Source organism: Nitrospira sp. KM1, assembly GCF_011405515.1.
Taxonomy (GTDB): domain Bacteria; phylum Nitrospirota; class Nitrospiria; order Nitrospirales; family Nitrospiraceae; genus Nitrospira_C.
In genome coordinates, this window is the sequence record NZ_AP022671.1 from 2,366,233 (window position 1) to 2,388,437 (window position 22,205).

The following is a 22,205-nucleotide window of genomic DNA, read 5'->3' on the forward strand; positions in this document are numbered from 1 at the left end:
CCCGGTGGGGACTTGCCTGCTACTGACGGGTGCCAGAAGTCCCCCTATAGCCACACCGCTCACTACCTTCAACAGAGCCTCGGTCAGTCCGCTACCGAACAATAAAAGGGCGGGGGAGAGAAGAGTGCAACCTACATCCGCAAAATCTTCTCCATGGCTTTTCCCTTTGCCAACTCGTCGATTAATTTATCCAAGTAGCGAATCTCGCGCATAGTCGGTTCTTCTATGTCTTCCACTCGGACACCGCAAACTATCCCCTTGATCAAGGCTCGCGCAGGATTCAGTCGAGGAGCTTCCCGAAGGAAGGTCTCAAAGTCTGTTTGTTTGTCCACTTGCATCTGTACCTTTTCCTGACTATACCCTGTCAACCAACGAATAATTTCATCGACTTCTGTTTTCGTGCGTCCCTTTTTCTCTGCCTTGGCGATATAAAGGCCATACACGCTCGCGAATCTCATTGTATAGATCCGATGGTTTGTCATGAGAGGTGATATGCGTGCGGCTTCATGGCGGTGAAGGTCTGAAATCTATTGAGCGCTCCGGTAAAGATGGAAACTCAATAGAGCACCGTATGATAATAGAATTTGTGGATCCCGCGTGATCGACATGCCAGAGAGACCACCCTCTGAGGTTCGCATCATGCCTCTCCAAATCCCAATCGATCGTCTCGCCATCCTCTTTCCAGCTTATCCATGGCAAATCCAAGCTGCAGGCGTCGAACCTTCTTGCCTCGGAATGTCCATCCCACAACAGCCCCTTCACCTGTCATGGCACTCTCTACTTTCCAGACGTCATTACCTACAACCTGGGTGGCCATCCCCGGTCTGACCTCGAAATCTCTTCGAAAAGGAACACAAACTTGATGGGGATCAGTCTTGGACCGAGACGACTTCTTCAACACCTCGTGCACAAAGGTCCTAATACCCGGTGTGGATGACTCTCGAGGGCCAGCCACGTTCAAAACCTCAACGGAATGTCTTGAAGAACTCATGTACCTGCTCACGCCAGTCGCTATGTCTAGAAACATGGAGCACAGGTCGGCCGAGGCGCTTTGCGCACTCCTTGGTTAAGAGTGTGCCGCCACTGAGTACTTCGTTCCAGGTCACAATGAGCATCGCGGCACACTATCCCGGACATTCCAGCGGAAGGCAATCTGCGTGGCTTTTTTAGCCCCATTTTAGCTGCTTCATCCGGCGTCGTGCGCGCGGCGCGGATTTTGTCCAAGAGCCCCGAAAAGGATAGTGAACTGGCTTAATGAGGCGAGCGGTTCGCTCGATCAAGATAATGGGTCGGTAATCATTCATGATGGGAAGCCTCACATTCCGGTGACTCAACTTTGGTCCCGCTGGAGATCCGGACATGAAATTCCCGCTCTAACTCCAATTGAGCTTCTTGGTCTCCCAACAGAGCGGCCTGGAACAAGATCCGCCGATAGGCCGATTCCTCTTCCCATGAATCGAGGCGCCCCATGCCTCACTCCCCTCTTTGATGCGAGGAGTGTACTGACCGCGTGTTACATCCAAAGTCTCTGCCTGTTGCGACACAGTTGCATCTGGACTAGTTTATGGGTGCAGGCGACGTTCGATTTCCCCAGCGTGCAAACGTCTCACCGTACCGTGAACTCTCCCAGTGTAAGATGACCCTATTCAGGTCCCAACCATGAGGTGCTCCTCTTACGAATTAATACGAAATAAGGTAGGAAGCCGACGACATTGTCTCGGCCAGGCTGCTATGGAAGTCAACTGTTCAGGCTGAAGAATCGGCGAGGCGCTACCGGGAGGAGTGCGCGGCTAAGCAAGAGATGCTACACCCGACGATGAAAACGAATAGACGAGTCCTATGGAGTCCTGTCAGTCGATTAATGGTTGAGACTTCGTCTCCTCATCAACTCTTTCACCTGCTTGATGGCAAGAATAGGGATATATTGCTTAATGCGTGCTTCCCGATCAAGACGGCACAGTTCGCTCTTCAGAATCTCATGCACTTCAGCTGATGGACGAGAAAATTGTTCGGCAATCTCTTTAACAGCCTCCGTGGCACCGTTTGATTCGTGCATGGTTGTCCTCCCCAGCCAGATAAGCCAAAATTAGCCCATGACTGATTTCAAATAGTTGTAAGCATGTCACCTGCAGGAAGCGCTAATCTAGGCCAAAATATCGATGTACGTTTTGATTGCGTAAGTGAGGTAGGTAAACGTCTCGGCCATACTTTTCACAAGAACAACGAAGCTTACGCACTCGAATGCGTTCCTGGGCATTCATTGGAGGATGGCTCCAAGTCTTGATTCGCGAGTGACGAGACGCCCTGTCTGATTGTTTCGATAGAAGTCATCGATTCACCCAGATAGCCCAACAACTCCCAACGAATTTTGAGCCTGCCTACACGTCTGCCACACTTTCTTGACGCCTCCTCCATCCTGAGTAGGCCATTCGAAGATCTCGTCTGTTCGGACACATTCATGCATACCGATGCAAACACCTAACTACATACGGGAATTATTAGTGCAGCTACGATCGTGGGGGAGTATTTCGAGGGAGATGCATCGTACCATTTGGTGCTCTTCTCGCGTCAAAAGAGTCGTACGGCCTTGTGGGATCAGGGGAAAACTAACTTATCAAGATGAGAGGAGTATTCCGCGGAGCTATTTGGTCGTCATCTTTCCATTTATGTCCGCACTTCTGGCAGACCCATTTTGGAGGCTCCAGCTTCCGCTTAGTGACAATAGTTCCACCAATTTTGACGGGATTAGACCGACGTAATGGTCTGGCGATTGACCTTCAGGCTCTTACATTTAGGGCAGGGAGGTTTCGAGGAGGCCATGTTTCATTGTGATTCAAACGGCTCGCCGGAGGGTGAGGCATGTCACGTGTTGGTCCTCTTAGGTGATTCGCTTCCAGGCGTTAGCGGTTTCACTTTCCTTTCGGCAATTGGCCCTTTTTCTCTAGTTCCTCTCAATGTGCATCAACTAGATCCATCAGCAGAGCCTTAACTGATTTGTTTCCCAGGGCGGCCTCAATCTTGGCCTTCACAATAGTGTCCCGAGGCACTTCCCTGAAATTCCAGGTAAAAGTTGCTGAACTGCCGAAAATGCATCCGCTGCCAGGATTGTCTGATGACATAGGCGAGATAGAGCGACACGTTCAAATGTCCTACGCGGCCGTTGACTTGGCCCGCTGCCTCTCTTTTGATGCCGATTCGGTCGAGCCAGACACCATCACAGACTTTGTGGAATTGATGGCGGAACATCTTGGGACAGTGAAAGAGGGATTGGTTGAAATTCAGCAACGTATCAACGCCGACTCCTTGGTAATGATGCCGCGCATATCGAATCTCAAGACTATGACAAGGTAGGCAAGGAAGAAGTGGAGATTGCGATAGAATTCACCAAGGAAGTTTTAAAAGCGATTTATCGATATAACTTCTAAGTAAACTCCAGGGCTTTAAAAAGCCACCCACTCCGCCGTGATTGATGTTAACTGCGTACGTGCGTATTACAACTCCATGAACGGCAACTCCAACTGATCGCGTTCAGCCACTGCAAATTGGTCTTTTCTTCTCCTCTTCCTTCGGCTCTGGTAGCCGTGTAATTCATCGAACGCTGTGTTCGAGGCCTGCCGTTCTTCTGCCTTAATGATCTCAAGTACAGGTAGAAGGGCTTCAGTCAAGCTAGAGCATGACCCAGGTCCGGACAAAACAATATCCATCCGGCGACGATTCTTTGGATGCACATATAGAGGTCGGCACACATAGGAATCCCACATTACGTCCTGGGCGATACCACTGTTGCCGACAGCATGGCCCAACTCTCCAGTGCTTCCCGCTGGTAACGTCATGCAATCGGATGTCAGACGGACAGAGAGACCAATACGGGCTTCTGCATGTTCCATAGTTACTCCAATACCTTCATTACTTCATCGTAGCGCAACCTTTTCAACCCCTCCCGCAACAACTTCAGCGGTATCTGTTCCCGATGCACATACGTCCGACCATGCACGCTCTGCGATGCATGCCCTGCTAGCATCTCACACGTTATGCGGACAACCCGCGCTAGTCAGCTTTGAGATCCCGCCATGCCGCAGCGAATGAAGGACGAGCGCAGGATCAGTCAATCCGCTCTTTGTGACAAACCGCCCGAACCATTTCCCGACTGGATCAGACCAGCCGTTTCCACCTTTGCGCTTCAACTGTGGGAACAGCCTGGTGTGTCCAGCTTCCTTGATCGACCGAATATATTCCAAGAATCCCAACTCGATCAGCGAGGACTCGATCAGCGAGGAATGGATGGGAACTCTTCGCTTGCTGCCCTCGTTCTTCAATGTTTGCCACTCCCCTTCATCCGTGATCCGTATGAACGGGATATCCTCTGCCTCTTGGATATCTGAGATAAGAAGCCGGCCGGCTTCCTCCTTCTACAAATCTCAAAGAGACAGATCAGGATCAGTCAATATCGCTCAGGCCGTTCTTGACGCTGTTGTATAAAGTCCTTCGATTCAAGCCGTGTCAATAATTGATCGTCACTGAATACCTTTCGCTTTATCGCAACCTTATTATTTGCTTGGTGCAAGACCGCGAACCGGATTGGAATTCTCGGGTATGTCTCGGCCGATGGTTTCCATGAACTTCTGGATTCCCCTTTCATGGGCTTGGCCGTCCGCTCTACGCGAGGATTCTCAGCCATGAACTTTTCGAGGATCAAGGCTTCGTGGGCATCTTCCAACTGGTCATGCGATTCGGCCTCATCCAGTTCGGTTTCAAGCCGATGGGATACCAGGGCCTCTCGTTCGGCTTCCGGCCTAGACTCCCCGTGCTTGTGCAGGACCAAGAATAGACGTTGTATCCTCGATTCCCAGTCAGCGGAACGGGCTTTGGCCTCGTCCTTGTCATCGGTCCTGAGACTCCTCCAGACTTCTTCCCTACCCTTGAGATAGCCTCGAAGACGCTTGGGAACGCTGGAGAGATGGTAGTACATTTTGCGGGTTACACGAAGGAATATCGTAGACAAACCTCCAAAGTCGTAGCTCAGTGGATAAGAGCGCTATACGACTCTCTGGAGGCTTTTAATCACACTCTCCGCTGCTGGAGATGATTTTGTGAGTTCGGTGGGGTGGATGACGGGTTTTGAACCCGCGACCTCCGGATCCACAATCCGGCGCTCTAACCAACTGAGCTACATCCACCGTCGAGCAACAGGGGAGAGGAGGAATGTGAATCTTAACAAAGAGGGTAGAAACGTGGCAACCAGGAGTCGCGTCTCAGGTTCGCGCGTCAAATGCGGCTTGCATTTCTGAAAGTATCGCAGCGGTGGCAGCACCGGGATCAGTCGCTTCGCGGATAGGCCTTCCGATGACGAGATAGTCCGCCCCGGCGGAAATCGTATGAGTCGGCGTCGTCGCGCGGGCATGATCATCGACACCTCTGCCGGCCGGCCGAACTCCGGGTGTGACGATCAAGAATCGTGGACCGACTTTGGGTCGCAGCACACCGGCTTCTTCGCCTGATGCCACCACTCCGTCGCACCCAATTTCAGAAGCGAGGAGCGCTCTCGCGGTCACAAGTTCCTGAACCGTGTGTTGAATGCCCATGTCTTTCAAGTCATGGCTGTCGAAATTCGTCAGTACGGTCACGGCCAACAACTTGAGGGAAGAGGCGCCCCGTCCTTTGACGGCGGACGCCAGCGCTTTTCTATTGGCATGCACAGTCAACAGTTCCACTCCCATCGCCGCCACGCGTTCTGTTGCTCGACGGACCGTTTCCTCGATATCGAGAAACTTCAGATCGAGGAATACCCGCATTCCTCGTTTGAGAAGACGCTGAACGACATCGGGGCCGGCTGCTGTATATAACTCAAGCCCTACCTTTACAAAACTGATTTGACCTTGAATCGCATCGAGCAACCGTTCCGCATCCTGAGCAGACGGTATATCCAAGGCCAATATCAATCGGTCACGCGCTTGGATTTTCGCCAATCTCTGTAATCCTCCCTCACCGACTTGTTGTCTTGACGCTTCCATGACCCCCATGATACAAGAAGCATTCTTTTAGGCCATAAGGAGTGTGCTATGCCGGTCGTTCATAAATCAACTATTCGTCGTGCCCGCCAAGCCGAAAAGCGCCATGCGAGAAACCGCGCTACCCTCAGCGCAGTCAAAGGACTCATGAAGAAAGTCCAAAGTGCCGTGGCCGGCAAGCAAGTCGATGCGGCCAAGACGTCGTTGCGTGAAGCCACTGCTGCACTCGGGAAAGCCGTAACGAAGGGCGTGATGAAGGCGAATACGGCCTCGCGCCGTGTCTCGCGTCTTACAAAGCATGTCAATTCTTTGATCTCGCCACGCTGATCGTCCGCACATTTGACAATGTCTTTCCTCGTCCCGGTTGAACGGATTTTCCCGTTCGTTCCGGGAAGGATCTTTCGCCATCATTTTGGCCGCCGCACAGTTTGAGCACGAGCATGTCCAGAATCATGGCAGGCTTCGTACTGCTGCCTCCCTTCAGATCGTTGTCCGCAGCAAGAAAGGAGCGAAATGCCTCCTGCAAATCCGTATCTGAAAATTGCCCAAGAAATGTCCGGACCTTGTAAGGGTCCATCCGTAACGTCCTGGCCGCCTCTCCTTCGCGCCCACCCTGACGCACGAGTTCTTTCACCTTCCACAGACGCCTGTACTGCCAGACCAATGAACCGAGCATCCGCAACGGCGCCTCACCTGCGTCGAGGTTTCTAGCCAGGATGGTCAAAGCCCGGCCTCGATTTTTTGAGCCGATCGCTGCAGCCAGATCGAAGACCGAGGCCCCCGGTTCCGTACCGCGTATGGTCTCGACATCCTCACCGGTCACAGCGCGGCCCGCCGGCATAAATGCGCTCAGCTTCTCAAGCTCACGCTTGGCCATAGTCAGAGAGCCTCCGCATCCCTCCTTGAGAATCTGTACCGCCCCGTCGGTCAATTCGATGCCCGCCCGCCCCGCCTCTTGAGCGAACCACTGCGTGAGTTGAGGCTCTCTCAGGGGTGAGCAGTCGATCACCACTCCGGCCTTGACCAGAGTTTGTGTCCATTTCAATCTGCCATCGAGCTTGGCGGCGACAAGCACGAATACGGTAGACGGATTAGGCTCCTTAAGGTATGGGAGCAACGTGTCGGCCTGGCGGGACGGCAACTTTTCCGCAGACTTCACGATGATCACTCTGCGTGGTGCAAAGACCGCCACCTCATTGGCGCAGGTCACAATCTGCGCGCCTTCCGCTTCATCTCCATAGAAGATGTCGCAATTGAATTCGTCGGCGCCAGATCCCAGTACGACACGTTTAAGGGCGGCAACTGCGTGATCGCGTAGCAGGTCCTCTTCGCCCAACACGACGTACACCGGAGCCACGTGCCCCTGTTCGAGTTGCTGGTCGAGTTGCGCTGGCGTAAGCGATGTCGGCATGACATGCAGTCCTACGGCTGGGTGGTGGAAGTGTTGGCCGGAGCCGCCGCAGCCTTGACGAGCTGTCCGGATTCGAGTTGCAGTAAGAACCGTGACGCGAGGTCTTCCGCGATAAACCGGCCTGCCTGCTCCAGCGCCCGATTCTGGAGGACGCGATTGAATTGGAGATCGGGTGTGACGAAAAACTCCGAGGATCCCTTGACGACCTGCGTCCAGAGTACACGTTTGGTTCTCGTTTCTTCCACTTTGATTCCGACGACGGCTTCGGCGCGGGTTTCCAGCGTGGTGGTCTGAGAAAAACTGAGAGTGGGAAGAAGGACGGACAGGATCTGTCCGGTGACGATCAGATCCGCCGCCTCCGAATCGGAGACGATCTGAGCGCCGCTGCCGGAAGAAAATTCGTGCCGAATGTAATTGGTATATCGAACCTCTAAGTTCGGTTCGAAACTTTTATTTTCGAGCGTCCGTATGATCACCCGCGGCGGAGGCGCGGTGGAGGCGGAAGGGGTGGTCCCTCCGATGGTCGGCCCGGCTCCTTCGACACGGAATTGATAGCCGCATCCGGCGACGAGACAACAGAGAACGATGCTCATCTGCGCGCGACTGATCTTCATGGGACACTCGGGCACTGCCTCATACCACAAAGTTGACGAGCTTCTTTTCAACGTAAATGATTTTCTTGGGATCTTTCCCCTGCAGCCATTCCGCTGCCTGCGCACGCGCCAGCTGCTCGATGTCGGCTCGGGATGTCTCGGGATCCACGGCGAGCTTGCCTCTCAGTTTGCCATTGACCTGAACAGGGATCGTCAGCCGATCTTCAATCGTCAGGACAGGATCAAATCCAGGCCATGGTTTCAGAGAAATGCTCGGTTGATGGCCCAATACCGACCACAGTTCTTCGGCCAGGTGCGGCGCAAACGGAGAGAGCAGCAAGATGAATGGCTCGAGTACGCCGCGCGACCGCGCACCGGCCTTCGTCATTTCGTTTGTGAAAATCATCATCTGCGAGATCGCGGTGTTGAATCGAAGCGCTTCGATGTCCTCCGTCACCTTCTTAATAGTCTGATGCAACAACCGCTGATGCTCGTGGGAGGGAACGGACGAGACCACGGCATCGGACAGCCGACCTTCCTCGCTTACGATCAGCCGCCACACTCGGTCGAGAAACCTTGTAATGCCTTCAACGCCTCTCGTGCTCCATGGCTTCATTGACTCGAGCGGTCCCATGAACATTTCATAGAGCCGCACGGCATCGGCCCCGAAGTGATCCATCATCTCGTCAGGATTAACGACGTTCCCGCGTGACTTGGACATTTTTTGATTGTCTTCTCCAAGCACGATCCCCTGATGGACAAGCTTCTTGAAAGGCTCCGGCGTACTGACCACCCCGATATCGAACAACACCTTGTGCCAAAAACGGGAATACAGGAGATGCAGAACCGCATGTTCACTGCCGCCGATGTAGAGATCCACCGGCATCCAGTATCGCTCCTTGTCTGCTTCCACCAACCGGGTTGCGTTGCCGGGATCGATGAATCGGAGGTAGTACCAACAGGAACCCGCCCATTGAGGCATCGTATTCGTTTCACGTCGAGCGGGCTGCCCGGTTATTGGATCCTGTACGTCGAGCCATGCTTCAAGATTCGCGAGCGGACTCTCCCCGTTTCCAGATGGTTTGAAATTCACGGTTTCAGGCAGCAGGAGTGGCAATTGCTCCTCAGGCAACGGACGGGGTTCCCCCTCCGCCCACACGATGGGAAATGGCTCCCCCCAATATCGCTGGCGTGCGAACAGCCAGTCCCGCAGTTTGTAATTGACCGCCTTCCGACCCTTGCCGTTAGCCTCGAGCCATTTTGTGATCACGGGGATTGCATCCATCGGCCTCAGACCATTGATGGAAAACGAACCGTCAGAGGAAGAGGAATTCACGACCATTCCATGACCGGTCTCGACATAGGCTTCCTTCTCAACGTTTCCCCCGGCGATGACTTCACGAATCGGCAGTGAATAGGTCTTGGCGAATGCCCAATCCCGGGCATCGTGTCCGGGAACCGCCATGATCGCGCCCGTGCCATAGCCCATCAGAACGTAGTCGGCGATCCAGATCGGCAAGCGTTCCCCGTTCACCGGATTGACGGCGTACCCCCCGGTGAACACGCCGGTCTTTTCTTTCTCGAGGTCCTGCCGTTGCAGATCGCTCTTGTGTGACGCCGCTTCACGATATGCGTGCACGCGGTCCCGACCTTCTGCCGGGGTTACGACGTCGACAAGCGGATGTTCCGGCGCCAGCACCATATAGGTCGCGCCAAAGAGGGTGTCCGGCCTGGTCGTAAACACACGAATCGTACCGTGGACAGCGGCAAGACTGAATTCAACCTCAGTCCCGATCGACCGACCGATCCAATTTCTTTGCATGTCCAGCGTACTGGAAGGCCATTCGACGAGCGAGAGATCATCGAGCAAACGATCGGCGTAGGCGGTGATCTTCAGCACCCATTGGCGCATCGGCTTGCGGATGACATCGAATCCGCCAACCTCGCTCTTCCCGTCGACGATCTCTTCGTTGGCCAGAACGGTTCCCAAGGCCGGACACCAGTTGACCGGCACATCGGCTACATAGGCAAGGCCCTTGTGAAACAATTGCAAAAAGATCCATTGCGTCCAGCGATAATATTCAGGGTCCGTCGTGCTGATCTCCCTGTCCCAATCGTACGACAGACCCACACGTTTCATCTGTCGCTTGAACGTGGCGATGTTCTGAGCGGTGGTCGTGGCGGGATGGATGCCGGTTTTGACGGCATATTGCTCCGCAGGTAAACCGAACGCGTCCCATCCCATCGGGTGCAGGACGTTGAATCCCCGCATCCGCTTGTATCTCGACACGATATCCGTCGCGGTATATCCCTCGAGATGCCCTACATGCAGGCCGGAGCCCGATGGGTACGGAAACATATCCAGGCAATAGAACTTCGGTTTCGAGCGATCCTCTCCGGTGCGGAATGGACGGTGTTCCTCCCAGTAATCCTGCCACTTGGATTCGATCGAACGATGGTCGTAGGCGTGACTCATGTGTACTGGATAAAAGCGCTAAGACAAGATGGTGACGAGACGAAGGACTCTAACACAGACCGCAAACGGGCAACAACCGCGCAGCCAATGATCACGTGCCATCAATATTCTGGACGGCCTCTTTGTGTCCCGATCCCACCTCCGCCTGTCCGACGCATCCGTTCATCCTCAGTTGAACCGCCGACCGACTTGGAGCATGCTTCGAAACGACGGGCTCAAAGAGGATGGGACTCTACGCCGCTCATATTTTCCCGCGTCTCATGGATTGGATCATGAGCGGACGCGAGTTCGCCCGTTTACGATCTTCACTCCTGGCTGACGTGAGAGGGGACGTTCTCGAAATCGGTTTCGGAACTGGACTCAATATCGCTCACTATCCTTCAACTACCGCCAGCCTCACGGTGCTCGACCCGGCCTCTTTTTTACCGAATCGAGTCAGGCGTCGTATCGCCTCAGCGACATTTCCGGTCGAGTGTGTACGCTCAACTGCCGAAACCTTGCCGTTCGACAGCCACCGATTCGATTGGATCGTGAGTACGTGGACGCTCTGCAGCATTGCCGATCCGTCACTGGCGTTGCAGGAAGTACATCGAGTACTGAACCCAACCGGGCGCTTTGTCTTCCTCGAACATGGACGGAGCGAGGATCAATTGGTAGCCGCATGGCAAGACCGATTGAATCCGGTTCAGAACGTGTTGGGATGCGGCTGTAATTTGAACCGCAGCATCGACCGGCTGATTGCAGGCGCAGGATTGCACATTGGCCAACTCGATCGCTTCAGTATGCCTGGGGTGCCGCGGTGGGCAGGAGAGATGTATCAAGGGCTTGCCGAGCATAGAGAGGCTGCATCCAAACGGTGCATCCGTTGATCAGATGGCCGTGAGAGACCTCAAATCCTCCACGGATATGAATGTTTTAGAAGGAGCAGGTGGCAGGTGGGAACTGGATTTTGCGCTATGGATGATGCCATTGAGTCCAAACCGATCCGCGGCCGCCAGGCAACGTTCATCATCGTCCACATACAATGACCGCTTCGGTTCGAAGCCTACCAGACGCTGACATGCCGGCCAATATTCCGCGCGCATCTTGAGATAGCCCACTTCGAACGCATCTACGATGCGATCGACCTTCTTGTCGAGACCCGTCTTGGCAGCCTTGATGGACACCCCGACCGGATGCGCATTGGTGAGAATCGTCACCCGCTTTCCGCGTGCTCTGAGCAGCCGTAAAAACTGTTCGGCTCCGGGAAGAAAGCCGATCATGTGGTCCAACTCTCGATGCATCGTGACGATGTCGAGTCCGACTCGGTCGCTCCAGTATTCCAGGTCCGTCCAAGCCAAGTCCTCCTCGACCGAATGGTACATGTCCATCAGTTGGTTGCGAGCGGTCTCAAACGTCAGACCATGGAGCTCTGCGTAGCGGCGGGGCAACTCTTCTTCGAAAAAGAAATTGTCGAAATGACGGTCCAGCAATGTCCCATCCATGTCCAACAGGACGTCGTCGATCCGGTCCCAATCGGGAATACGTCCTTGACCATCATGCGGCATGCGCGAGTTCACGTATCGGAGTATAGCGAAGGTCCGCCGGGAACACGAGGTTGTCTTTATGAAAATTCCTATGTTAGGGTCAGCGCGTCGCTCACGCGTTGTCTGTTCATGTCTTCACCACCGGTTTCCGTTTCACCGCCGTTGTCCATGATTCCCACCGTCGCCATCATCGGCAGGCCGAACGTCGGCAAATCCACTCTGTTCAATAAAATTTTGGGAAGCCGGACGGCCATCGTCGACGACGTCCCCGGCGTCACACGAGATCGCAATTATGCAGATGCCGCGTATCGAACCCGACCCTTCCGGCTGGTAGATACCGGTGGACTCGAGCCTTCCGCTGCCGACGGCATGCTGGCCCTCATCCGGCGACAGTCGGAAATGGCGATTGCGGAGGCCGACATCTTGGTCCTGTTGATGGATGGGCGGACAGGGCTGACGCCTCCGGACCTGGAAATCGTGGGCCTTCTGCGCGGAACAATCAAACCGTTGTTCGTCGCCATCAATAAGATCGATACCCCGCAGGTCGAGCCGCTGATCGCAGATTTTTACCAGCTGGGCACCGATCACCTCTATCCGATCTCGGCAGAACATGGCACCGGTGTGGCCGAACTCCTCGACGCTCTCTATCCATTGCTCCCCTCACCTGATGAAGGTCCGGAGCCAGCCGGCATTCCAAGGATTGCGGTGGTCGGCCGCCCCAATGTGGGCAAATCGACATTGGTCAATGCCGTGTTGGGTGAAGAACGCGTCGTGGTGAGCGATGTACCGGGGACAACGAGAGACTCCATCGATTCCTTGGCAACCTTTCAGGACCGTCGGTACCTCTTTACCGACACTGCCGGCATCAGAAGGCGCGGAAAGGTCGATCGTGGCATCGAAGGCTACAGCGTTGCCCGATCCTTGCGGGCGATCGGCCGCTCCGATCTGGCGGTGCTGCTGCTCGACGCGGAAGAAGGCGTGACCGAACAGGACACAAAGATCGCCGGGGTGGTCATCCGTCAGGGAAGAGCGTGTATTCTGATGGTCAATAAATGGGATCTGCGAGAGGGGGACGCAGCGGCTCGCCTCCACATGGAAAAGGATCTTCGCCGCCGCTTTCCATTCTTAGCCTGGGCTCCGGTCCTGTTTGCGGCAGCGGTGAAGCCCGAGTCTCTGCGGAAACTGTTTCCCACGATCGACGAGGTCTTCGATTCGTTTTCCGAGCGGATTCCGACCGGACAACTCAACCAGTTTCTCCAGCGTGTCCTTGCCAGCCACCCCTTGCCTGTCCGGAAGGGGAAGCCCACCAAAATCACAAAATCTGCCTTTATGACGCAAGTGGCGACCAGACCTCCCGTGTTTGCGCTCTTCGTGGGACAGCCGGACAATATTACGCCGGCGTACCTGCGCTTTCTTGAAAATCAACTCCGGGAGACGTACGGGTTTTCGGGTACGCCCGTGCGGCTCTTGGTTAGAAAGAAATGACGGACAGTTCTGTCCCCGCAACGACTGGGTTTGTGCGCAAGAGGACTGTCTCTGCCGTCATGTGATCCGTTGTTGAACATTATGGCTCGATCGCTTCACAGAAAATCGGTTTGACTCTTGCACTATCGCCGGTCCGTTCTTCACTAAAGTCATCTATGCATCTTTCCACTGATCACCGTGAGCCGTCCAGGAGCGTACCGTTTGCCTGTGGCCGACCTGCCCAGTTCGACCTGACGGATCCGAACACCTGTGCGCATGTCTCCACACCTGGCATGATCATCTTCTCCCAGGCCGCGCGCATCCTCCACATGAACAACCAGGCGCGCATGCTCATGGGGTTATTCGGCGAAGTCCACGGGTTATGGCCGAATTTGGCGACGGAATCGCTGCCGTCGACGGTCGCGGAACTGTGCTCCGAGATTTTGTCCGAACTTCACTGCCGTACCCAGACGGAGGATTGGGTACAGATCGAAATCCGTCGCATCTGTCATATGGTCACTCCTTCGCTCCTCCTCAAAGGGTTCGGCATGCCGGGGTCTTCGAACGGGGATTCCTGGATGATCGTCACGCTTGAACCCTTCGACCCGCTGTCCCTGCCGCAGACCCGGGTGTAAGATCCGCGCTCCTCGATTCTTCGCACGTGACCGCCTATGGCTTTCATCTTGACTATGCATAGTCCCCGTGGTTTATTCCTCGAAGACGATCGAATAACCAGAACGCCGGATTTCCCGATCTTTGTTTCAAGAATTCCCCGTCAATATGTTGAATCTGGATTGTGATAGCACCGCGGGCTCATCCAACCGTCGGCGTCCTTGGAGAACCGTGATTGCGGGCCTATTCGCCCTCGTCACGGCCCTCCCCGTCGCCAGCGCGGAAGAACCGCCGCCGCCTTCATCCATTGCAGAGCAAGCGACTTCGGAGGTGGAAATTCAGACGGAGGTGCAACCTCCGGCGGTGGAGAGACCGGCCGATCCTGCGGTAAGTCTGCGAGGATCGGTTTGGCGGACCAAGTCCGGAATCGTATTCCTGAAAACGCCGATCGGTCTGTTGACCTTGAGTTCGAAGACGACCCTGAAAGACCTGAAAGCGTCGCATGACGTGTTGTTTTGGGTGCATGACCGAAGCATGGTCGTCGAGATCCGCAAGAAGGGAGAGGGCTCATTGGTCCATCGCTACCTGACCGGTCCGATGACGTTCGGAGAAGACGCCCCAAAGACTCTGCAGTGGTGGACGCCTGAGGGAGAGGAAGCGACCCATTTCGGAACTCAGGAGGGACGACTCAATTCGTTTCATGAAGGAGACGTCCTGACCGTCGAAGTCGATCAATCGCACACGATCCTCGGCGTGCACGATCTGCAGTTCGACCTCCAGATCAGCCAGACACCTCCTGCCGGGTCCCAGGTTCACGTGGTGATGTCCGGCACGGTATCCAGACTCAAATCGAACTTCATTTTTTTCCGCACCCCGGTTGGAGTGGTCATGGTGAACAGCAAGATCGGAATACCCCGTGTCAAGGTTGGCCAGCCCTTGACCTTGCGCATCGACGATCATGATGTCTCCGTCGATCTCGTTCCCTCTTCATCAGGTCTTCAACCCGACGGGACCTCTCCAGCGCATTCGCCCGCGTCCCCCCATTGATGGCCGCAATGAGCCGCGGCTCCGCAGCAGAATCGGGAGAGGGCCCCCAAGATCCTTCCGGATTTGATAAGCTGTATCGAGATCATGTCGATCTACTTTACCGATATGCCTACCGGCTGTGCGGAGAGGCGGAAGCTGCCAAAGATCTCGTCCAGGAAACCTTTCTCAATGCCTATCGGGGGTTCAACCGGTTCCGCGGAGATGCCCGGGTCTCGACATGGCTGTATACCATCGCGTCCCGCGCCTGCATGCGCATGCGCCGCAAACGAAAAGGCGAACCTGAACGCGAATTGTCGCTGGATGAATTCGTTCCGACGTCCGAAGGGGAATTTCATTTGCAAATCCCGGTGGAGGGTCTGACTCCCGAAGAAGCGTTGCAGAACAAAGAGCTTCGTGAGGCGCTCGACCGTGCGATTCAATCGTTGCCGAAGAAATATCGTATGACTCTCGTTCTGCGAGACATGGAAGGTCTGAGCGCTAAGGAAGTCGGAGCGATCATGGGCGTGACTGAACGCGCGGTGAAATCGCGCCTGCATCGCGCCCGTCTGTTCGTCCGCAAGGAACTCAGCGCACGAGGCATCACTGAATCCTGAGGTGGCCGGCCACCTCGTTCATCATCGCGAGACGCCCGGCATGAAGAGACCCAGAAAAACATCGGGAAGGACGCCTCGACAGGTCGTGACCGCCGTCCATTCGCCGGAGGCAGGACGTTGCCTGGATATCTTGCGTCGATTATCGGCCTTCATCGATGACGAACTGCCCGCGCAGATTTGCAAAGAACTCCGACATCATCTCGGGGCGTGCCCGAGCTGTGAAGTCTTTATCGCCTCCCTGCGCGCGACCGTGACGCTCTGCCGTCATTGCCCCACCCCGCAGCTGACGGCCCAAGACCGGGCTCGATTACGCCTCGAGGTTCTGAACGCATCGCGACCGAGGACAAAGCGGTGATTCGCCTGAATATCCTTCGGGTCATGGCCATCTGCACAGTGGCCATTCTCAACACGTGGGGACAAGTCCGCACCGCCGCCTCGACCTCTCAGACACAGGGGCATGACATTTACGAGCGGCAATGCGCCACCTGCCACGGCACGGAGGGGCGGGGTGACGGACCGCAATCCATTTCTCTTTCGCCTCGTCCCGGAAGTCTCTTGTCCGCTCAAATTTCTGCCAAGACCGATCAGGAGCTGATGAGAATCATCGCCAACGGCAAACCTCGAACCGCCATGCCGGGCTGGAAAGATAGTCTCTCCGACGAGGAACAGCGCGCAGTGCTGGCATACATCAGGTCGCTGATACGATTCAGCCGCACGATGACCCCGCCGCCGCCTCATTGATAACCTTCTCCAGACACTCTATCGGTCACAACCTCTTTCGCATCACGAAATGCGCATGGTACAGTGGCGCCTTTGACTTTTCCGCTCACAGGAGTATGCGCGTATGATTCATCAATGCACCCGCAGACATCACTGGTTACTGGTCCCCGCCGTCTGCATTCTGATGTCTTCCGCTTCCGTGTCGGCACTTGCGGCACCCAAGCAATCGAAACCCAAATCGTCCCCGACTTCGACCCCCATCGCGCAGCGGTATGCTCATGCCATATCGAAGGGTGACGCGGTGGAAGCAACCAAGCTCGACTTCGCCTGTCAGTATCGGCTGGTCGCCGCGAGCGCCAAAGGGCTGAAGAACTATCCCAACACTTCCGATCCCTCCTATGACGAATGCTGGCAGACCATCAAGGCTTCGCACGAATCTGCTCTCACGAGGGTGGATGCCGGAATGGAGATTCTGTGGCCAAGCAACGGGGGATTGGTCTTCTTCCGCGAAAACCCGGACCACTACTCGGCGTCCGCCTTCGTGATGGATGTGGTGGGGCTTTCCCCTCCGGGAAGCGGGCTTCATCTTAAAACCGTGACGACGAAACCGCTACCGAACGCCTCGTTTCGTCTGCATCCGCAAGCTCCCCTGGTTTCTGTTCCCGCTGCCTTATCGACGGTCTCGGTCACCTATCAAGACCCGTTGACCTCACCGGTCACCAAGGCGCCGGGAAGCTACAAGTGGGCCAATACCGTCAAGCCCGCGCGACGCGCGCTGAAAAGCGTCAATCTCCAGTGGATCGTACTGTCCGGTTTGAAAAAGTACGGGTTTCCGGGCGACTCGGCGGTCGTCAATCTCCTGGTCAACGACGGAACCCCCATCGACGGGATCAACCAGGAAATCATTCCCTTTACGACCGAATCCAGTAAGGCGATCAGCGGATCCCTCGCATGGTGGGGCCCTGATGATGTCCCGGGGCTGTTGGTGGCCTCCGCCGCCCGGGCGGCGTCTTTCCCTAATCTGCGCGATCGTGTCGCACTGCTCAATCGGGTACTGATCATCGATCCCAGGCAGGCAGAGTCCCTCATGGTTCTCACAAGAGATCTCTACGCCGTTATCCTGCGTGAAGCCGCAGCCGGGCATCATCTCACCGTCAAGGATTCTGCCTTGGCCATGGCGGTCAATGAGCACTACTGGAACATTTACGCACAGGCTCCCCGCGTCGACTTGTCTCTGGGCATGGAAATGGGGGGATTCGACAAACCGACGACCGCCGACTATCTCTACCGCCTCCTTCCGGCGCTTCGTACACTCGCGGAGGTCCGCCCTGAGCAACTCGACAATCGATTCCGTTGGGGGGTCGCCCTACGCTGGAACAATGATCAGGACCTGGCCATTCAGGTTCATGAACAATTGGTGAAAGACATTCCTGCCGAGCGAAGGGCCGGGAAAGCCGAGGCGCTTCTTCAGCTGGCTTGGTCCCGGATCAATAAAGTGGCCTGGAATCGCAATCTCGACGATCCCGAGGTCTCACTGGCGTACCAGGATGCGGATCAGGCCGGCAAGTTGGCAGACATCCCGCTCGATAAATTTCTCGTGGAATATACGAAGGCCTATGCCCTCCTGTATGTTCCCCAACGTGACAACTCTGCCATTCTGGATCATCTGACGGAAGCCAGGCGCTGGTTCGTCGAAATCCCCGGCCAGTCATCGGACATCTGGAACTTCTTTATCGGGGCTGATTCGTTACGTGCGGTGTTGGATGCCGATCCGATCTTCCAACCGCTGCTGGCATCTTCTGAAGAGAAGAAGGGTCCGTAACCTTGACGGAACGGGCCGTCCCTTGTGGACGCACAGCGACGTGTCCTGGTTTCATATTATCAGCTGCCCTGTTGTTCTTGTCCGTCCTGGCGCCCTCAGCCGCCGTCGCCGATGACTCGTATATCTTGGGCTACGCAGCCGCGTTGCTCGAACACGAGTTCGGCCTTTCCGCGACCATCCGCGTCACCGACGGCGCGGTCACCGTTCATACGTCCCACCTTTCCCGAGGAACCCGTGAGAAAGTCCTGGCCGGCCTGAAGAGAATTCCCGACGTGAGACAGGCTCGTGTGGTCGAATCCGGTGACGCTCTGGCTCCCTTCCCCGAGGCTGGAACCAGTGTGTTGGAAACTCGCATCTCACGCCCCTCGAGCGAGTTTCTTCCCCGCGGGACCTTATTCGAGCCACTCCATGCCGATCCGCGATGGCCGCACTTTTCCGCTGCCTATCGACGAGGAACGGCCGGCCCCGATCCTAAAAGCAGTTTTGCCGGAAACTTTGGAGACAGTCTCTCGCTCTATCGCCACGCGGCGGCCTTTGAGGGACAATGGGAACTTGGCTTGCAGGCAGGTGTGTTCAGCATTTTCGACGTGGGATCGCCCTCCGGTTCTCAGGACCTCTTCAATGCCGACTATCTCATTGCCATCACGACGGCCTACCGAACCGGTCCGTTATCCGGTCTGTTTCGCCTCCTTCATCTGAGTTCCCACCTGGGAGACGAATACATCCTGAATAGCACCCCTCCCGTGACCCGCCTGGGGCTGGCGCTAGAAGGCTTCGATGCCAGAATGTCTTACGATGTCAGTGACTGGTTGCGGGTCTATGGGGGCGGCGGTTATTTCTTTAGCGTCTCGCCAAGTGATATCAAGCGGGGAACTGGCCAGTTCGGTGCCGAGCTGACCGCCCCCAAAACCTATTTCGGCGATACGATTCGGCCGGTTGCCTATGCCGACTTTCAGTCAAATCAACGCACCGACTGGACCATCGGACGTTCGTTGATGATGGGGGTTCAGTTCGAACATTTCGAGGTCCTGAGCCGGAATCTCCAACTCCTCTTGGAGTACTACGCCGGCCCGTCACCGAACGGAGACTTTTTATTTCAGAAGACAGAGTGGTTTGGCATCGGCCTGCATTTTTATCTCTAGCCAGCGGGCTCCCATGACCGGCCGACGGTCGACCATAGCCTTTTTCTCCCGCTTCGCGTACGGTTTGATCATGTTCCGCCTGGACGCACACTCTCACGACCTCCGGTTTCCTCCGGTCGAACTGGCCTCACCGGAGGGGCTGATCGCGGTGGGAGGAGATTTACGGACGGGACGTCTGCTCGAAGCGTACCGTCATGGCATCTTTCCCTGGTACAACGAGGACCAACCGATCTTATGGTGGTCGCCCGATCCAAGGGCCGTCCTGTTTCCTGAGCGCCTGCACGTTTCACGAAGTCTTGAGCGCACGTTCCGCCGGAATCTCTTCGACATCACGTTCGACACCTGCTTTCGCGACGTCATGCTCCAATGCGCCGGCCCGCGACCTCAATATCCCGAAGGCGGGACGTGGATCACACCGGACATGATCGAAGCGTACTGCGCGCTGCACAACGCCGGCTATGCACATTCGGTCGAGACATGGCGGTCAGGACGATTGGTCGGGGGCCTGTATGGCGTCGCTCTCGGAGGAGCATTTTATGGAGAGTCGATGTTTTCCCGTATTGACGACGCATCCAAAGTCGCCCTGGTTCGGCTCGTCCGGCAACTGTGCACATGGGGCTTTCAGATATTTGACTGCCAGCAACCCTCGCCACACGTGATGCGTCTCGGGGCCGAGGAAATTCCGCGCCGAGAGTTTATCGGTCATCTGAAAACGGCGCTCGCCCTCCCAGACCGCCGCGGTGCCTGGACGCCAGACGGACAGTACTGAACCCGTAGTCGATCGTTTTTGAGAGAGCTTCGCGTATCCATCCAGGGTTGAAGCCGTCATCGCGATTGACGCAGACCGCCCAGTTTGGCCACTTCCGCGAAGTAATGCGCGAAGGCTTTGATTCCTCCCGAGGCTTGTCCCCAATCGAAATATTCGTTCGGCGCATGATACCCATGCTCGGGAAGGCTGAGGCCCAAAAATAGAATGGGAACCTTCCAGGCGTTCTGCATCGTCACGACCGCCCCGATCGAACCGCCTTCACGGATAAACGACGGCTCTTTTCCAAAGCCCTCCTTGGCGGCGCGTGTGATGCAGTCGACGTATGGGCCGTCGAAATGGCCTTTGAACGGATGGAGCGTTCCCTCGCATTCAACCTTCACGTTCGGATTCAGTTTCCCGACGAACTTCTTCAGTAGTGCAAACGCCTTCTCAGGCGTCTGATTCGGCACCAGCCGCATACTGACCTTGAGTTCCCCCTGCCCGGGCACGATAGTTTTCACTCCCGGGCCGTGGTATCCGCCCGTCAGCCCGTGTATCTCGAACGTCGGAGCCGCCCAGATCCGGCGTGTGACTTCTGCCGGGTCTTCCGTCCGGAGAGTGTGAAATCCATACGCCTCCTTAAAGCGCCTGACGTGAAACCCCGATCGCAAAAAGCTCTTGATTTCATCGTTGGTGGGCTTGACGACATCCCGATAGAAACCCGGAATTTTCACTTCACCGGTCTTCGCGTTGACACAGGCCTGCGCAATCTCCATCAGTTCGGCCAGCGGATTTCTCGCTGCCCCACCTGTCACACCCGAATGAGCATCTTGACTCCCTGTGCGGAGGGTCAGCCGAGCTCCGATGAGTCCGCGCAAGCCGTACGGCATGGCCGGTCGCCCTTTCGCAATCCAAATCGTGTCGGACACAACGACCGAATCTGGACGTGGGATAGAGGCTCGGTGCTTCAATCCCTGCGCGAAGTGAGGACTGCCGATTTCCTCTTCTAATTCCCAGAGAAACCGTATATTGATCGGAACTCCCTGTTCGAGAGCAAACCGGGCTCCCAGCAGCGCAGCCAGTGCAGGCCCCTTGTCGTCGGTGGCTCCACGCCCGCGATACACTCCATCCTCATTTTTGAATGCGAACGGGGCCTGCTTCCACTGCGGCTCTTGTGCGGGCTGTACGTCCATATGATTGTAAACGGTCACCGTAGGATACGTGGCGTCGGACGTCCATCCACCGCTGACAATAGGATATCCGCCCGTCTCGACGGATCGGACATCGGCTTTGAAATCTGACAATACCTGCGAGGCCAAGATCGCCATACGCTCGATGTCCGTACTCCTGGAAGGGTCCATGCTGATCGATGGAATCTCGACCATCTGTCCAAGCAGATCTTCGAACAGCGGACGGCTGTGTTTCACATACGCTTCAAGGTCGCTTCGCTTCACGGTCATGTTGCCCTCCTAGGCCCTATCTGATTAACCGCCGGATTATAGCGACTGTTCCCTTGTCGCGAAAGCAACCGGTGGTTTCGCTACTGATGGGCCCGACAATGCTACAATGGCAACCATGCCGATCATGCCAACGCCTCTACGATGCGCCCGGACCTTATGGCTGTCGGGTCTGTTGTGCCTGTGGCCGGGAGTTGCGGGAGCCTCCGGTCCAATTGCCATACGCGACATCCTTGACGAGCCGCAGCCGTTTCATCTCAAACAGGTCGTGCTCCACGGAACGGTGCGAAACGTCCACCCGCTGGATCCCTATACCCTGCGGGCCGGAAGCACCTGCTATGGAGCCTACCTCTTCAATCTGGAAGACGACACAGCCTCGATCAACGTGGCCGTGTTCGGTATCTGCGGGATACCAACCGTCAAGGATCCTGACGTGGAAGACGGTGAGCGCATCGAACTCCATGCGACAATCCAGTCGCCATCGCACGGTGGCTATTATTTAAGTTTTCATGGGATCGCGGTGGCCGGTGAACGGGAAGGCGTGGTTCAGGCCGTGGCTGATCGCATTACGCCGCTGGTGGAATAG

Annotated in this window: 26 protein-coding genes, 1 tRNA gene and 1 pseudogene; 12 read left to right on the forward strand and 16 right to left on the reverse strand. The window is 55.9% G+C overall.

All coding sequences use genetic code 11. The features are described from left to right. Positions 1-131 precede the first annotated feature (131 nt). The 11 genes and pseudogenes from W02_RS10905 to pyrF form a co-directional block, all read right to left on the reverse strand. A complete protein-coding gene (locus tag W02_RS10905; RefSeq protein WP_173047578.1) occupies positions 132-482 on the reverse strand; it encodes a DUF2200 domain-containing protein in 351 nt (116 codons plus the stop codon). A gap of 155 nt (positions 483-637) precedes the next feature. Next, positions 638-769, reverse strand: coding sequence for a hypothetical protein (locus W02_RS21795; RefSeq protein WP_255458493.1), 132 nt, complete (start codon positions 767-769; stop codon positions 638-640). Between the two features lie 132 nt (positions 770-901). Beyond that, positions 902-1,027: pseudogene (locus tag W02_RS22150) on the reverse strand (hypothetical protein); the annotation flags it as partial. A 269-nt stretch (positions 1,028-1,296) separates the two neighbouring features. Further along, positions 1,297-1,470: a hypothetical protein gene (locus W02_RS10915; protein WP_173047582.1), complete on the reverse strand. Its 174-nt coding sequence runs from the start codon at positions 1,468-1,470 to the stop codon at positions 1,297-1,299. A gap of 388 nt (positions 1,471-1,858) precedes the next feature. After that, on the reverse strand, positions 1,859-2,056 hold the full coding sequence (locus W02_RS10920; protein ID WP_173047583.1) for a DUF3562 domain-containing protein: 198 nt from the start codon (positions 2,054-2,056) through the stop codon (positions 1,859-1,861). Between the two features lie 956 nt (positions 2,057-3,012). Then, positions 3,013-3,285 carry a hypothetical protein gene (locus W02_RS10925; RefSeq protein WP_173047585.1) on the reverse strand — a complete coding sequence of 91 codons (273 nt, stop codon included), beginning with the start codon at positions 3,283-3,285 and terminating at the stop codon, positions 3,013-3,015. 206 nt (positions 3,286-3,491) lie between these two features. After that, positions 3,492-3,887: a hypothetical protein gene (locus tag W02_RS10930; protein ID WP_173047587.1), complete on the reverse strand. Its 396-nt coding sequence runs from the start codon at positions 3,885-3,887 to the stop codon at positions 3,492-3,494. A gap of 135 nt (positions 3,888-4,022) precedes the next feature. Further along, complete coding sequence (locus tag W02_RS10935) at positions 4,023-4,316, reverse strand: hypothetical protein (protein ID WP_173047589.1); 294 nt, start codon at positions 4,314-4,316, stop codon at positions 4,023-4,025. A 125-nt stretch (positions 4,317-4,441) separates the two neighbouring features. Next, positions 4,442-5,002 carry a DUF6538 domain-containing protein gene (locus W02_RS10940; protein ID WP_173047591.1) on the reverse strand — a complete coding sequence of 187 codons (561 nt, stop codon included), beginning with the start codon at positions 5,000-5,002 and terminating at the stop codon, positions 4,442-4,444. A gap of 98 nt (positions 5,003-5,100) precedes the next feature. After that, a tRNA-His gene (locus tag W02_RS10945) sits at positions 5,101-5,177 on the reverse strand. 75 nt (positions 5,178-5,252) lie between these two features. Then, positions 5,253-6,011: an orotidine-5'-phosphate decarboxylase gene (gene pyrF / locus W02_RS10950; RefSeq protein WP_173047593.1), complete on the reverse strand. Its 759-nt coding sequence runs from the start codon at positions 6,009-6,011 to the stop codon at positions 5,253-5,255. A 48-nt stretch (positions 6,012-6,059) separates the two neighbouring features. On the opposite strand from pyrF, the gene rpsT reads away from it, so the two are divergent. Beyond that, on the forward strand, positions 6,060-6,335 hold the full coding sequence (rpsT, locus tag W02_RS10955) for a 30S ribosomal protein S20 (RefSeq protein ID WP_173047595.1): 276 nt from the start codon (positions 6,060-6,062) through the stop codon (positions 6,333-6,335). Here rpsT and holA read toward each other — a convergent pair. Genes holA through leuS form a run of 3 tightly spaced genes read right to left on the reverse strand, consistent with a single transcriptional unit; the run spans position 6,310 to position 10,488 of the window. Continuing rightward, a complete protein-coding gene (gene holA, locus W02_RS10960; RefSeq protein ID WP_173047597.1) occupies positions 6,310-7,419 on the reverse strand; it encodes a DNA polymerase III subunit delta in 1,110 nt (369 codons plus the stop codon). The two genes, rpsT and holA, sit on opposite strands and share 26 nt — an antisense overlap. Before the next feature lie 11 nt (positions 7,420-7,430). Then, positions 7,431-8,033: an LPS assembly lipoprotein LptE gene (gene lptE / locus W02_RS10965; protein WP_173047599.1), complete on the reverse strand. Its 603-nt coding sequence runs from the start codon at positions 8,031-8,033 to the stop codon at positions 7,431-7,433. Positions 8,034-8,052: 19 nt separating this feature from the next. Next, positions 8,053-10,488 (reverse strand): leucine--tRNA ligase, encoded by a 2,436-nt coding sequence (leuS, locus tag W02_RS10970; RefSeq protein ID WP_173047601.1) that lies wholly within the window; start codon positions 10,486-10,488, stop codon positions 8,053-8,055. 272 nt (positions 10,489-10,760) lie between these two features. On the opposite strand from leuS, the gene W02_RS10975 reads away from it, so the two are divergent. After that, the gene (locus tag W02_RS10975) at positions 10,761-11,357 is read left to right on the forward strand and encodes a class I SAM-dependent methyltransferase (RefSeq protein ID WP_197741991.1); all 597 of its coding nucleotides are present in this window, start codon (positions 10,761-10,763) and stop codon (positions 11,355-11,357) included. Here W02_RS10975 and W02_RS10980 read toward each other — a convergent pair whose 3' ends face one another. After that, positions 11,358-12,035, reverse strand: coding sequence for an HAD-IA family hydrolase (locus W02_RS10980; protein ID WP_173047605.1), 678 nt, complete (start codon positions 12,033-12,035; stop codon positions 11,358-11,360). Between the two features lie 108 nt (positions 12,036-12,143). Here W02_RS10980 and der point away from each other — a divergent pair, with 108 nt between their 5' ends. The 9 genes from der to aat all read left to right on the forward strand — a co-directional run bounded on the left by der (position 12,144) and on the right by aat (position 20,183). Next, positions 12,144-13,499 carry a ribosome biogenesis GTPase Der gene (gene der, locus W02_RS10985; RefSeq protein WP_197741992.1) on the forward strand — a complete coding sequence of 452 codons (1,356 nt, stop codon included), beginning with the start codon at positions 12,144-12,146 and terminating at the stop codon, positions 13,497-13,499. Positions 13,500-13,654: 155 nt separating this feature from the next. Next, positions 13,655-14,113, forward strand: coding sequence for a hypothetical protein (locus tag W02_RS10990; RefSeq protein ID WP_173047607.1), 459 nt, complete (start codon positions 13,655-13,657; stop codon positions 14,111-14,113). A gap of 208 nt (positions 14,114-14,321) precedes the next feature. Next, a complete protein-coding gene (locus tag W02_RS10995) occupies positions 14,322-15,137 on the forward strand; it encodes a hypothetical protein (RefSeq protein WP_173047609.1) in 816 nt (271 codons plus the stop codon). An 8-nt stretch (positions 15,138-15,145) separates the two neighbouring features. Next, positions 15,146-15,730 carry an RNA polymerase sigma factor gene (locus W02_RS11000; protein WP_173047611.1) on the forward strand — a complete coding sequence of 195 codons (585 nt, stop codon included), beginning with the start codon at positions 15,146-15,148 and terminating at the stop codon, positions 15,728-15,730. Between the two features lie 40 nt (positions 15,731-15,770). After that, positions 15,771-16,085: an anti-sigma factor gene (locus W02_RS11005; protein WP_173047613.1), complete on the forward strand. Its 315-nt coding sequence runs from the start codon at positions 15,771-15,773 to the stop codon at positions 16,083-16,085. After that, positions 16,082-16,471 (forward strand): cytochrome c, encoded by a 390-nt coding sequence (locus W02_RS11010; RefSeq protein ID WP_173047615.1) that lies wholly within the window; start codon positions 16,082-16,084, stop codon positions 16,469-16,471. The genes W02_RS11005 and W02_RS11010 overlap by 4 nt, the downstream gene beginning before the upstream one ends. Before the next feature lie 103 nt (positions 16,472-16,574). Further along, a complete protein-coding gene (locus W02_RS11015; protein ID WP_173047617.1) occupies positions 16,575-18,272 on the forward strand; it encodes a hypothetical protein in 1,698 nt (565 codons plus the stop codon). Between the two features lie 71 nt (positions 18,273-18,343). Next, positions 18,344-19,414 carry a DUF1207 domain-containing protein gene (locus W02_RS11020; RefSeq protein WP_173047619.1) on the forward strand — a complete coding sequence of 357 codons (1,071 nt, stop codon included), beginning with the start codon at positions 18,344-18,346 and terminating at the stop codon, positions 19,412-19,414. A gap of 13 nt (positions 19,415-19,427) precedes the next feature. After that, positions 19,428-20,183: a leucyl/phenylalanyl-tRNA--protein transferase gene (gene aat / locus W02_RS11025; RefSeq protein WP_197741993.1), complete on the forward strand. Its 756-nt coding sequence runs from the start codon at positions 19,428-19,430 to the stop codon at positions 20,181-20,183. A 56-nt stretch (positions 20,184-20,239) separates the two neighbouring features. Here aat and W02_RS11030 read toward each other — a convergent pair whose 3' ends face one another. Further along, positions 20,240-21,622 (reverse strand): M20/M25/M40 family metallo-hydrolase, encoded by a 1,383-nt coding sequence (locus W02_RS11030; RefSeq protein WP_173047621.1) that lies wholly within the window; start codon positions 21,620-21,622, stop codon positions 20,240-20,242. 124 nt (positions 21,623-21,746) lie between these two features. Here W02_RS11030 and W02_RS11035 point away from each other — a divergent pair, with 124 nt between their 5' ends. Beyond that, positions 21,747-22,205 carry a hypothetical protein gene (locus W02_RS11035; RefSeq protein WP_173047623.1) on the forward strand — a complete coding sequence of 153 codons (459 nt, stop codon included), beginning with the start codon at positions 21,747-21,749 and terminating at the stop codon, positions 22,203-22,205.